The organism is Pseudomonas sp. GM33, from assembly GCF_000282295.1.
In the GTDB taxonomy this organism is placed as follows: domain Bacteria; phylum Pseudomonadota; class Gammaproteobacteria; order Pseudomonadales; family Pseudomonadaceae; genus Aquipseudomonas; species Aquipseudomonas laurylsulfatiphila.
The window spans coordinates 18,362-30,889 of sequence record NZ_AKJO01000110.1 but is presented as its reverse complement, the minus strand read 5'-3'; the positions used below and the strand labels follow the sequence as shown (position 1 = coordinate 30,889).

The 12,528-nt window shown below is 60.5% G+C and carries 11 protein-coding genes; 3 read left to right on the top strand and 8 right to left on the bottom strand.

Features of this window, described 5'->3' with window-relative positions:
- Window position 1: 1 nt before the first annotated feature.
- The 5 genes from pcaF to pcaR all read right to left on the bottom strand — a co-directional run bounded on the left by pcaF (window position 2) and on the right by pcaR (window position 5,423).
- Window positions 2-1,207: a 3-oxoadipyl-CoA thiolase gene (gene pcaF, locus PMI26_RS09455; RefSeq protein ID WP_177323536.1), complete on the bottom strand. Its 1,206-nt coding sequence runs from the start codon at window positions 1,205-1,207 to the stop codon at window positions 2-4.
- On the bottom strand, window positions 1,204-1,983 hold the full coding sequence (locus PMI26_RS09460; RefSeq protein ID WP_007976682.1) for a CoA-transferase subunit beta: 780 nt from the start codon (window positions 1,981-1,983) through the stop codon (window positions 1,204-1,206). The genes pcaF and PMI26_RS09460 overlap by 4 nt, the downstream gene beginning before the upstream one ends.
- The gene (locus tag PMI26_RS09465; RefSeq protein WP_007976681.1) at window positions 1,983-2,840 is read right to left on the bottom strand and encodes a CoA transferase subunit A; all 858 of its coding nucleotides are present in this window, start codon (window positions 2,838-2,840) and stop codon (window positions 1,983-1,985) included. Before PMI26_RS09465 ends, PMI26_RS09460 begins: the two co-directional genes overlap by 1 nt.
- 270 nt (window positions 2,841-3,110) lie before the next feature.
- Window positions 3,111-4,457 (bottom strand): MFS transporter, encoded by a 1,347-nt coding sequence (locus PMI26_RS09470; protein WP_007976679.1) that lies wholly within the window; start codon window positions 4,455-4,457, stop codon window positions 3,111-3,113.
- Window positions 4,458-4,580: 123 nt separating this feature from the next.
- On the bottom strand, window positions 4,581-5,423 hold the full coding sequence (pcaR, locus tag PMI26_RS09475) for a pca regulon transcriptional regulator PcaR (protein ID WP_007976676.1): 843 nt from the start codon (window positions 5,421-5,423) through the stop codon (window positions 4,581-4,583).
- Between the two features lie 687 nt (window positions 5,424-6,110).
- Here pcaR and PMI26_RS09480 point away from each other — a divergent pair.
- Entirely contained in the window at window positions 6,111-6,311 is a 201-nt protein-coding gene (locus tag PMI26_RS09480) for a hypothetical protein (RefSeq protein WP_007976673.1), read from the top strand.
- Between the two features lie 377 nt (window positions 6,312-6,688).
- Entirely contained in the window at window positions 6,689-8,164 is a 1,476-nt protein-coding gene (locus PMI26_RS09485) for an inorganic phosphate transporter (RefSeq protein ID WP_007976671.1), read from the top strand.
- A gap of 270 nt (window positions 8,165-8,434) precedes the next feature.
- On the opposite strand, the gene ccoM is transcribed toward PMI26_RS09485, so the two are convergent.
- From ccoM to PMI26_RS09500, 3 genes are all read right to left on the bottom strand, one after another.
- The gene (ccoM, locus tag PMI26_RS32185) at window positions 8,435-8,545 is read right to left on the bottom strand and encodes a cytochrome c oxidase subunit CcoM (protein ID WP_007976669.1); all 111 of its coding nucleotides are present in this window, start codon (window positions 8,543-8,545) and stop codon (window positions 8,435-8,437) included.
- A 145-nt stretch (window positions 8,546-8,690) separates the two neighbouring features.
- The gene (locus PMI26_RS31645; protein WP_086776977.1) at window positions 8,691-8,852 is read right to left on the bottom strand and encodes a hypothetical protein; all 162 of its coding nucleotides are present in this window, start codon (window positions 8,850-8,852) and stop codon (window positions 8,691-8,693) included.
- A 100-nt stretch (window positions 8,853-8,952) separates the two neighbouring features.
- Window positions 8,953-9,294 carry a hypothetical protein gene (locus PMI26_RS09500; protein ID WP_007976665.1) on the bottom strand — a complete coding sequence of 114 codons (342 nt, stop codon included), beginning with the start codon at window positions 9,292-9,294 and terminating at the stop codon, window positions 8,953-8,955.
- Window positions 9,295-9,512: 218 nt separating this feature from the next.
- On the opposite strand from PMI26_RS09500, the gene rapA reads away from it, so the two are divergent.
- Window positions 9,513-12,359, top strand: a complete 2,847-nt coding sequence (gene rapA, locus PMI26_RS09505) for an RNA polymerase-associated protein RapA (RefSeq protein ID WP_007976663.1) — start codon at window positions 9,513-9,515, stop codon at window positions 12,357-12,359.
- The last annotated feature ends 169 nt before the right edge of the window (window positions 12,360-12,528 follow it).

Genomic DNA, 12,528 nt, shown 5'->3' with positions numbered 1-12,528 from the left:
GTCAGACCCGTTCGATTGCCAAAGCCAGACCCTGGCCGACACCGACGCACATGGTCGCCAGACCTTTCTTGCCACCGGTTTTTTCCAGCTGATGCAACGCCGTCAGCACCAGACGCGCACCGCTCATGCCCAACGGATGGCCCAGGGCAATCGCGCCACCGTTCGGGTTGACCTGGGCGGCATCGTCGGCGATCCCCAGTTCACGCAGCACCGCCAAACCCTGGCTGGCGAAGGCTTCGTTGAGTTCGATCACGTCGAAATCGCTTACTGCCACGCCGAGGCGCTCGGTCAGTTTACGCACCGCCGGCACCGGGCCGATGCCCATCACCCGCGGTGCAACACCGGCGCTGGCCATGCCCAGCACTTTGGCGCGGGCGGTCAGACCGTGTTTCTTCACGGCTTCGGCCGAGGCCAGGATCAACGCGGCGGCACCGTCGTTCACACCCGAGGCATTGCCGGCGGTGACGGTTTTGTCCGGGCCGTTGACCGGTTTCAGTTTTGTCAGGGCTTCCAGGGTGGTGTCGGCGCGAGGGTGCTCGTCCTGGCTGACCACGGTCTCGCCTTTCTTGTGGGCAACTCGCACTTCGACGATTTCTTCGGCAAAGAACCCGGCGGCTTGCGCGACGGCAGTGCGCTGCTGGCTGCGCAGGGCAAAGGCGTCCTGATCTTCGCGGGAGACTTTGTAATCGTCAGCGACGTTGTCAGCGGTCTGCGGCATTGCATCCACGCCGTACTGGGCTTTCATCAGCGGGTTGATGAAGCGCCAGCCGATGGTGGTATCTTCAAGCTTCATGTTGCGCGAGAACGCCGCGTCGGCCTTGCCCATCACGAACGGCGCACGGGACATCGACTCGACGCCGCCGGCAATCGCCAACTCCATCTCGCCGCTGGCGATGGCGCGGAACGCGGTGCCGATGGCATCCATGCCCGAAGCGCAAAGGCGGTTGAGGGTCACGCCGGGAATGGTTTCCGGCAGCCCCGCCAACAGCAGCGCCATGCGCGCAACGTTGCGGTTGTCTTCGCCGGCCTGGTTGGCGCAGCCGAGGAACACCTCGTCCACGGCGCTCCAGTCCACCGACGGGTTGCGCTCCATCAAGGCCTTGATCGGCACGGCGGCCAGGTCGTCGGCACGCACCGTCGACAGACCGCCGCCGAAACGGCCGATGGGGGTACGAATCGCGTCGCAGATATAAACGTCACGCATCACGCTTCTCCGGGGGCTTGGCCGTGGGCCGCTGCAGTACGGGCTTCGAGATCGCGCAGCGCGGTCAGTTCGACGTCGGTCGGCTCGGCGGTGGTTGCAACGCTGTCGGCAAAGCGAATCGCCCAACCGGTGGCGGCGACCACTTGCTCGCGGGTCACGCCCGGGTGCAGTGCAGTGACCACGAACTCATGGGTGCCCGCTTCCGGCTCCATGATGCACAGGTCTGTAATGATGCCGACCGGACCAGCGCCCGGCAGGCCGAGACGCTTGCGCGAATCACCGCCCTCGCCGTGGCCGACCGAGGTAATGAAGTCGAGTTTGTCGACAAAGGAGCGCGCCGACTGTTTGAGGATAATCAACACGCTCTTGGCGGAACCGGCAATCTCAGGCGCGCCACCGGCACCCGGCAGACGCACTTTCGGTGCGTGGTAATCGCCGACCACGGTGGTGTTGATGTTGCCGAAGCGGTCGACCTGCGCCGCCCCGAGGAAGCCGACGTCGATGCGCCCGCCCTGCAACCAGTAGCGGAAAATCTCGCCGGTCGGGACCACGGTATCGGCGGTTTCAGCCAATTCACCGTCACCGATCGACAACGGCAATACGCTCGGCTTGGCACCGATCGGACCCGATTCGTAGATCAATACCACATCAGGCGAAGACGTCAGGCGCGCCAGGTTGGCCGCTTTCGACGGCAGGCCGATGCCCACGAAGCACACAGAACCGTTCTTAAGGCGGCGAGCGGCGGCGACGGTCATCATTTCATTGGTGGTGTAAGTCATTACTTCGCCTCCGAAGCGGCGGCCAGTTTGGCCTGGAACTCGCTGAAGTCAGCGCTGCCGTGGATGTATTCGTTGATCCACGCGGTGAAGGTTTCACGGTCGCGGGCAATCGGGTCCCAGGCCTGATAGAAGCGGTTGTCGCGTTCGGTGTAACCGTGGGCGTAGGACGGATGCGCACCACCAGGTACATGGCAAACCGCGCTCAAGGCCCAGGTCGGCAACACGCAGGCGTTCATCGGTGCATTCAGGTCGTCGACGATCTCTTCAACGGTGACGATGCAACGCTTGGCGGCCAGTGCGGCTTCTTTCTGCACGCCGAGAATGCCCCAGAGCAGCACGTTGCCTTTGCGGTCGGCTTTCTGCGCATGGATCACAGTGATGTCCGGGCGCACCGAAGGCACCGCAGCCAGCACTTCGCCGGTGAACGGGCAAGTAACGGACTTGATCAGCGGGTTGACCTTCGGCAGGTCGGAACCGGCGTAGGCTCGCAGCACCGCGAATGGCAGGCCGGAAGCGCCGGCGACGTAGGCATTGGCCAGGTCGGCGTGGCTGTGCTCTTCGATTTCCAGCGGGTGCGGCCACTGTTTCTCGACGGCGTCACGCAGGCGATGCAGGGAGCCGACACCCGGGTTGCCACCCCAGGAGAAAATCAGCTTGCGGGCACAACCGGCACCAATCAACTGGTCGTAGATCAGGTCAGGGGTCATCCGCACCAGGGTCAGGTCTTTCTTGCCCTGGCGAATGATTTCGTGACCCGCAGCAGTCGGGATCAGGTGGGTGAAGCCTTCGAGCGCGACCGTATCGCCGTCGTTCACGAATTGCTTCACCGCGTCGTGCAGCGAAAGAATTTCAGCCATTGGGGCAGGCTCCCGTTTGTTGTTAACCGACAGTGGAAGAAGGCGCCGATGCGCAGCGCCGGAATGACTGAAGGTTAAGCCTGTGCAAAACGTCAAACAATCCGATAATCGACTAACCGTTCGATTATCGAACGCATTGTTGTTCGACTAACAATCCAGATCAAAAGCTTCGCGAGCAAGCCCGCTCCCACAGGTGACCGCGTATCCCTGTGGGAGCGGGCTTGCCCGCGAATGGGTCCTCAAACCAACACGAGATTCCGGATCAGACTGTCAGGTCGCATCCGCATGACTGACCATGCCCTTGATCACAACGGCCGTGGTCGCCAGCGCCGCCGGAATCACCAGGGCCGTCAGCACTTGCTCGAAGTTCCAGCCCAGCCCCAGCAGTGTCGCGCCCATCCACGCCCCGAGGATGGCGCCGAAGCGGCCGATCCCGAGCATCCACGACACACCGGTGGCCCGCCCCTGAGTCGGGTAAAACCGCGCCGCCAGTGACGGCATCGCCGATTGCGCACCGTTGACACACATCCCCGCCACCAGCACCAGCGTCGCCAGTATTGTGATGCTGCCCAGGCTCTGCCCCACCGCGTAGGCAAACACCCCGGCCAGCAGGTAGAAAGTGCCAATGACCTTGTGCGGATTGAACCGGTCCATCGCCCAGCCCACGCCCACCGCACTCAGCACGCCACCGAACTGGAACAGCGCACCGATGAAGGCGGCCTGTTCCATGCTCGCGCCACTGTCACGCATCAGCGTCGGCAGCCAGCTGGTCAGCAGGTAGACGATCACCAGGCCCATGAAGTAGGTCAGCCACAGCAGCAAGGTGCCGACGCTGTAGGTGCCGGAGAAGATCACCGCAAACACATTGCGCGCCTTCACGGTTTTCTGTTCCGGCACGCTGAAGCTGGACGCCTGGGCCACCACCGTCGGGTCAATCGGCGCCAGTGTCTTGCGCACCTTGTCCGTACCGCGGTTACGCACCACCAGGTAACGCGCCGACTCCGGCAGCCAGAACAGTAATACGACGGCGAGGATCAGCGGCAAGACTCCACCGATCAGCAGCAGGCTGTGCCAGCCAAAGGCCGGAATGAGCTTGGCCGAGATAAAGCCGCCGCCGGCCATGCCGAGGTTGAAACCGCAGAACATGCTGGTCACCAGCAAGGACTTCTTGCGCTCCGGGGTGTACTCCGACAGCAGGGTCGTGGCGTTCGGCATGCCGGCGCCCAGGCCCAGCCCGGTTAAAAAGCGCAACACCAGCAATTGCTCGACGTTGGTGCTGTAGGCCGAAGCCAGGCTGAAGGCACCGAACAACAACACCGCCCCGACCAGTACGACTTTTCGCCCAAAGCGGTCAGCCAATGGCCCGGAGCCCAGTGCACCAAAGACCATGCCGATCAGAGCCGCGCTCATCACCGGCCCGAGGCTGGCGCGATCGATTCCCCAATCCTGCGACAGAGCCGGCGCAATGAATCCCATGGCCGCGGTATCGAGGCCGTCGAGAAAGACAATCAGGAAACACAGGATGACTACCCGCCACTGGTAGCGCGAAATGGGTTGAGCATTGATGAAGGACTGCACGTCAAGGCAGTTTCCTACAGCAGACTGGGGCTGGTTCATTATTTTTATTCCGTGGATCACAGTCGAAAGGGGCCAGCCGGGGCTGACGCAGACGCGACAGTAATGATCCACAGGAAACAGCGTCAATTCGTCAAACGTAACTCTGTGCGTTTATCGAACAGCTTAGGTGAACAGTTGGCTACTGAGGTCGCGGCTGGCACTCAGCAGGCCAGGCAGGAAGCGTTGTTCCAGCTCGTTACGACTGACTCGCCCGGCGTGGGTGCTGACATTGAGGGCCGCGACCACCTGGCCGGAGGCGTCGTACACTGGGACGGCAATTGAGCGCAGTCCCTGCTCAAGTTCCTGGTCGACAATGCACCAGCCTTGCTGTCGGACCTCTTGCAGGCATTCGAGCAACGCCTCGGGGGTGTGAATCGTGCGACTCGTCTTGGCCTGCAGTTCGGCGTGCTCCAGGTATTCGCCCAGCGACGTGTCATCCAGCGCAGCCAGCAGGATCCGCCCCATCGACGTGCAATAGGCCGGCAGGCGCCCACCCACCGACAGGTCCACCGAAATCAGGCGCTGGGTGGTCGCGGAGCGGGCGATGTACAGAATGTCGTCACCTTCCAGCGTGGCCATGTTGCAGGCCTCGTGCAGCTGTTCGCTCATGCGGTCCAGGTAAGGCTGGGCGGAAACCGCCAGCGGCGTTGATGACACATAGGCATGGCCGAGGGTCAGCACTTTGGGCAGCAACGAGTAGGTGCGGCCGTCGGTGGTGGCGTAGCCGAGTTTGATCAGGGTGTGCAGGCAACGGCGCACGGCGGCGCGGGGAATTTCCGTGCGGTGGCTGATCTGGGCGATGGTCAGGTGCCGTTTGCGTTCCTGGAATGCTTGCACCACAGCCAGGCCACGGGCCAGGGACGTCATGAAATCCGGGTCGCCAGTCAGTGCCTGGATCCGTTTGGCCGGCGAGGCAACGATGGGGGGAGCCACTGAAGCGAAGGAATTGCGCATTTGATCGTTCATACAAGGTCCTTTTACCCACTCGGAACAGCGACTATTACAAAGGGCTACCGCCTGACGCTCAAGCCCGGCCCGTCAACTCCGGGCGATTATCGAACGCTCGACCGATAATCGCAATCAGCCGTGCCAATCAGCCCGTCCGCTGATGTCCGGTTTTTCGCTGGATCACCAACTCGTTTACAGCCGATCGACCCAGGAATTAATGAGGCATTCTAAATAACATAACTTGTTCGACTTAATGGCGTCAGAAAGGCATCGCAGCAATCAGGATCAGTCGACGTTCTAGTAGAACGTAAAATTCCGCACAACAAAACTGCGCCCCCAAGACCGGCTTTCAACTCTTTGGAGATAGTGTTCTTCAAATAGGCCGCTATAATACAATTCAGTAGCACTCCGGTTTTTTTACTTGCCGGACCTGCTACCCGGCAATGCGATGTTCCATCTCCGTTGCCCATTGCAAGCGCCAGATCTGCATTGCACTGCCTTGCCAGTGCGCTTGCTGAAACAGGAAACTGAAGCTACGTCAGCTGTTTATCTCTGGTGCCGTGGCCGCCTGTGACATGGAAGTATTGATCCCGGTTGTCGCCAAAACGATGTCTTGACGGGCATTGCCCATTCGACGGACGTGATCAATCGATTTGATGCAGCGCGTTTTCACCAGAATTTATCCCAACTCAATCAGGTAGCACTGTGACGAAAGACGAACTGCGCGCGGAACTAGAGCGCCAGGAACAACGCTACAAGGAAGTTTACGGCGGAGAAGTCACCACTTACGCCGCTCAACCCGAACCGGAACGCAAACCCTGGCGTAAACGCGCCACCGTTCAGGATCAGGTTTTCCAGCAAGAACTTGAAAAAATGGAAAAGGAACTCAAAGCCGAAGAGCCATGACTGCTTCGGCCTGATCCTTACAAGGACCTGCCTCTGCACCTGTTAAAAGCGGGATGTAGGGAGGTCGCCTTGCGCGCCCGCTACGAGCGGGCTGCGGCCACTGCCCTCCCCCGGATGAAGGCAGATTTTGATATCTGACGTATTTCTCAGATATTTCGTACAGGCATTCTCCCTCATCCCTCAGCGGCGCAAATCCCTTGCTGCGGCGATCTTTTCAAGCAAAATCAACAAGTTAAAAAACACAGCAAAACCCTAGGGCTTTGGGTGCCGCGGCAAAAAATTTCGTTGAAGAATGTTACCGATGAGCAGCTAGTGCATTGATTAGCAGTCTTTTCTGGCATAATCGCGCCCCCTTATGACCGGGTCAGAAAACCTTCATGATCGATTTATTCAGCGGACTGGATGCTTGGGTGCTTGTGAGCCTCTTGCTCGCCCTGGCCTTTGTCCTCGCCTTCGAGTTCATCAACGGCTTTCATGACACCGCTAACGCGGTGGCCACCGTTATCTACACCAAAGCCATGCCGCCTCACCTGGCGGTGTTTTTCTCCGGGGTGTTCAACTTCCTCGGCGTGCTGCTGGGCGGGGTCGGCGTGGCGTATGCCATCGTCCACCTGCTGCCGGTAGAACTGCTGATCAATGTGAACACCGGTCACGGACTGGCCATGGTGTTCTCGTTGCTCGCCGCCGCCATTACCTGGAACCTGGGCACCTGGTACTTCGGTATTCCCGCTTCCAGTTCCCACACGCTGATCGGTTCGATCCTCGGTGTCGGCCTGGCCAACGCCCTGATCAACGATATTCCGTTGGCCGACGGCGTGAACTGGCAAAAGGCGATCGATATCGCCATGTCACTGGTGTTCTCGCCAATGGCAGGTTTCCTGATCGCCGCGTTGATCCTGATCGGCCTTAAATGGTGGCGTCCGCTGTCGAAGATGCACAAGACACCGGAACAGCGCCGCAAGATCGACGACAAGAAGCATCCGCCGTTCTGGAATCGCCTGGTACTGGTGATCTCGGCCATGGCTGTGAGTTTCGTGCACGGTTCCAACGATGGCCAGAAGGGTATCGGCCTGATCATGCTGGTCCTGATCGGTATCGTGCCGGCGCAGTTCGTCCTCGACCTGAACAGCACGACCTATCAGATCGAGCGTACCCGCGACGCCACGCTGCACCTGAGCCAGTTCTACCAGCGCAACTCGGAAACCCTGGGCGAGTTCCTGGCCCTGGGCAAAAGCGTGGAAGGCGATCTGCCGGAGAAATTCCGTTGCAACCCGCAACAGACCGAACCGACCATCACCGCCCTGCTCGGTACCCTCAAGGGTGTAGCCGACTACCACTCGCTGCCGTCGGAAAGCCGCATCGAAGTACGTCGTTACCTGCTCTGCCTCGACGACACGGCGAAGAAGGTCAGCAAATTGCCAACCCTCGGCGCCCGTGAAAAGGCTGACCTGGACAAGCTGCGCAAAGACCTGACCACTACCACTGAATATGCCCCGTTCTGGGTGATTCTGGCAGTGGCGCTGGCCCTGGGCCTGGGCACCATGGTTGGCTGGAAACGCGTGGTACTGACCATTGGCGAGAAGATCGGCAAGCAAGGCATGACGTACTCTCAAGGTATGTCGGCGCAGATCACCACCGCCAGCCTGATCGGCCTGGCGAACATCTTCAGCCTGCCGGTTTCCACCACCCACGTGCTGTCCTCGGGCGTGGCGGGCACCATGGTCGCCAATAAAAGCGGCCTGCAAGGCGGCACCGTCAGAACCATCCTGATGGCCTGGGTATTGACCCTGCCAGCCACCGTGGCCCTGTCGGCCGGTTTGTTCTGGCTCGCTTCGAAGGCGCTTGGCAGCTGACAGGCAGCCAAACGAAAAAGGCGCGCTCCGCAAGGAACGCGCCTTTTTTATTGCCATAATTTTCGCCACACCACAAGTCATTGTGGGAGCGAGCTTGCTCGCGATAGCGGCCTTGCAGTCAATATAGATGCTGAATGTTATGGCCTCATCGCGAGCAAGCTCGCTCCCACAGGGTTTGCGCGTATCGATAGAGTTTTACAGGCAAAAAAAAGGGCAACCGAAGTTGCCCAAAATGCCTTGCGTGCTCATTACATCCAGAAAGAACTACGGTTACTTCCGCTTGTGCGAATCCTTCCAGATAAAAAGTCCGAACCCTGCAAAAAACACAAACATGAGGCTGACAGTCAGCACTCCGGCGATCACCACGTTGTCGAAAAACATGACGCGTCTCCTGCACTTGCCCTGTTGCGATAGAGCCAAGTTAACCAAACGGGCAGGAGAGAATATTGACCGGGATCAATGTCGCCCGAGACTGGGCAAGAGGAAGGGGAAAGTTTGACCCGCATCAATGAATGCGGGGGGAGGATCAGCGTTTTTTCGGTTTGTTTTTCGGCTTTTTCTTTACCTTGCCCAACGGCATGGCTTGTTCGAACGCCTGGCGAACTTCATTGAGCCGCTTGTCATTGAGGTCATGAACACGCTTGGCGCGTTCCGCGTTGAGGTCAATCAATTTGTCGTCTTGGCTCATGGCAGTCAGTGCATCGCTTGAAATGAGTTTCAGCCGCCGTGGCATTCGGCAACCCTGAGCCAATAATGCGGCCTGACGACCGCGCTGACCAGCCGTGTGCTCAAATCTCGATGTCGACCCACAGCCCCTGCCGCGGTTGATCTTCCATCAACGGCGCCACCGGCACTGTGTTGTCGGCATTGAGTTCATCCCCGGGAATCGCCAGGTGCGCCTCGGGATCATGATCAGCCTCGTGGCGACGCCGTTCCTGCTCCTGCCTGCGGCGCTGTTCCTCTCGCAGCAACAGCCCGTCCTCTTCAGGATTGCGCTTTTGCAGGTCGATGGTGCTTTCACTGGAGCTTTCCTGCACCGGCACCACCGGTGGAATATCCGGGCGCGGGCGGATCGGATCAGTCTGTGAAGTGATCGGCACGGCACTCAAGGGGAGCATCGGTGGCAGCATGGTTTTCAGTCTCCTGTCAGCAAGGTTTCGGCTGCGGGGATGGCGACTTGAGCCATCTGTCGCAAACTGTGACTCAATTAGCACTCAATGGTGCAGTCAACGGCGATCCCTGCGCAGGTGGGCTAACGTAAGACTGTGAGTTTTTCTGAGAGTCCTTTGGCCCTGAAGCCCTCATTCCGTTAAGATAGCCCGCTTTTTCAAGGTGGGAGTCAGGCAGCATGGCGCAGCAGTATCAACCGGGGCAACGCTGGATCAGTGACAGCGAAGCCGAGCTGGGTTTAGGCACCGTTCTGGCACAGGACGGCCGCTTGTTGACCGTGCTCTACCCGGCCACTGGCGACACCCGCCAGTACGCGCTACGGAATGCGCCTCTGACCCGCGTGCGGTTTTCGCCGGGTGACACCATCACTCACTTCGAAGGCTGGAAGCTGACCGTCCGCGAAGTCGATGACATTGATGGCCTGCTGGTTTACCACGGCCTCAACGGGCAGAACGAAGTAGTCACCCTGCCGGAAACCCAACTGTCGAACTTCATCCAGTTCCGCCTGGCCAGCGACCGTCTGTTCGCCGGCCAGATCGACCCGCTGGCTTGGTTCTCCCTGCGTTATCACACCCTGGAACACACCAGTCGCCAGTTGCAGTCCTCTCTCTGGGGCCTGGGCGGCGTGCGTGCGCAACCGATCGCGCACCAGTTGCACATTGCCCGCGAAGTCGCCGACCGTATCGCGCCGCGGGTTCTGCTGGCCGACGAAGTGGGCCTGGGTAAAACCATCGAAGCCGGCCTGGTGATCCATCGCCAGTTGCTCTCGGGCCGCGCCAGCCGTGTGCTGATCCTGGTTCCGGAGAACCTGCAGCACCAGTGGCTGGTCGAGATGCGTCGTCGCTTCAACCTGCAGGTCGCGCTGTTCGACGAAGAGCGCTTCATCGAAAGCGATGCCAGCAACCCGTTCGAAGACACCCAACTCGCGCTGGTCGCGCTTGAGTGGCTGGTGGACGACGAGAAAGCCCAGGACGCACTGTTCGCGGCGGGCTGGGATTTGATGGTGGTCGACGAGGCGCACCACCTGGTGTGGCACGAAGACCAGGTCAGCCCAGAATACTCGCTGGTCGAGCAACTCGCCGAAACCATCCCCGGCGTCCTGCTGTTGACCGCCACCCCGGAACAACTGGGCCAGGACAGCCACTTCGCCCGTCTGCGCCTGCTCGACCCGAACCGTTTCCACGACCTGCAAGCCTTCCGCGCCGAGAGCGAAAACTATCGCCCGGTAGCCGAAGCCGTTCAGGAGTTGCTGGATCAGGGACGCCTGTCGCCGCAAGCCCACGAGACCATCCACGGTTTCCTCGGCAACGAAGGCGAAGCCCTGCTGGCCGCCGTCAACGATGGCGACACCGAAGCCAGCGCGCGCCTGGTGCGCGAATTGCTCGACCGTCACGGCACCGGCCGCGTGCTGTTTCGCAACACCCGCGCCGCCGTGCAAGGCTTCCCGGAACGCAAGTTGCACCCGTACCCGCTGCCGTGCCCGGACGAATACCTCGAACTGCCGCTGGGCGATCACGCCGAGCTGTACCCGGAAGTCAGCTTCCAGGCCCAGCCGGACGCCAGCGAAGAAGTGCGCTGGTGGAAATTCGATCCGCGGGTCGAGTGGCTGATCGATCAGTTGAAGATGCTCAAGCGCACCAAAGTGCTGGTGATCTGCGCCCACGCCGAAACCGCCATGGACCTGGAAGACGCCCTGCGCGTGCGTTCCGGCATCCCGGCCACGGTGTTCCACGAAGGCATGAACATCCTCGAGCGTGACCGCGCCGCCGCCTACTTCGCCGACGAAGAGTTTGGTGCGCAAGTGCTGATCTGCTCGGAAATCGGCAGTGAAGGCCGCAACTTCCAGTTCTCCCATCACCTGGTGCTGTTCGACCTGCCGTCCCACCCGGACCTGCTGGAACAACGTATCGGTCGACTGGACCGGATCGGCCAGAAGCACATCATCGAACTGCACGTGCCATACCTGGAAACCAGCCCGCAAGAGCGCCTGTTCCAGTGGTACCACGAAGCGCTGAACGCGTTCCTCAATACCTGCCCGACCGGCAACGCCTTGCAGCACCAGTTCGGCCCGCGCCTGCTGCCGCTGCTCGAAGAAGCCGACGATGGCGAGTGGCAAGCGCTGATCGACGAAGCCCGCACCGAGCGTGAACGCCTGGAAGCCGAGCTGCACACTGGCCGTGACCGTTTGCTGGAGCTGAACTCCGGTGGCGCGGGCGAAGGCGATGCACTGGTGGAAGATATCCTTGAGCAGGACGACCAGTTCGCGCTGCCGATCTACATGGAAACCCTGTTTGACGCCTTCGGCATCGACAGCGAAGACCATTCGGAAAACGCCCTGATCCTCAAGCCGAGCGAAAAAATGCTCGACGCCAGCTTCCCGCTGGGTGACGACGAAGGCGTGACCATTACTTACGACCGCAACCAGGCGCTGTCTCGCGAAGACATGCAATTCATTACCTGGGAGCACCCGATGGTGCAGGGCGGCATGGATCTGGTGCTGTCCGGTTCCATGGGCAACACCGCCGTGGCGCTGATCAAGAACAAGGCGCTGAAGCCGGGCACCGTGTTGCTGGAACTGTTGTATGTCAGCGAAGTGGTTGCCCCGCGCTCGCTGCAACTGGGTCGCTACCTGCCGCCGGCTGCCCTGCGCTGCCTGCTCGATACCAACGGCAACGACCTGTCGGCCCGCGTGTCGTTCGAAACCCTGAACGACCAGCTCGAAAGCGTACCGCGCGCCAGCGCCAACAAGTTCATCCAGGCCCAGCGCGACCAGCTGACGCCACGGATCAACGCCGGTGAAGCGAAGATCCTGCCGCGCCACACTGAACGTGTCGCCGAGGCGCAACGTCGCCTGGCCGCCGATACCGACGAAGAACTGGCGCGCCTGACCGCCTTGCAAGCGGTCAACCCGACCGTGCGCGACAGCGAACTGGTGGCTCTGCGCAAACAACGCGAGCAAGGCCTGGCCATGCTCGACAAGGCTGCGTTGCGACTGGAAGCGATTCGGGTGTTGGTGGCGGGTTAACAACTCTCCTCCACCGCTATAAAAAGAAGGCCCGCAGTGATGCGGGCCTTTTTGTTTACTTCAATTTCAGTAGTGCTGCTAATGGCCTCTTCGCGGGCAAGCCCGCTCCCACAATTGTTAGTGTCGAATACAAATCTCGTGAACAACACTAAACCTGTGGGAGCGGGCT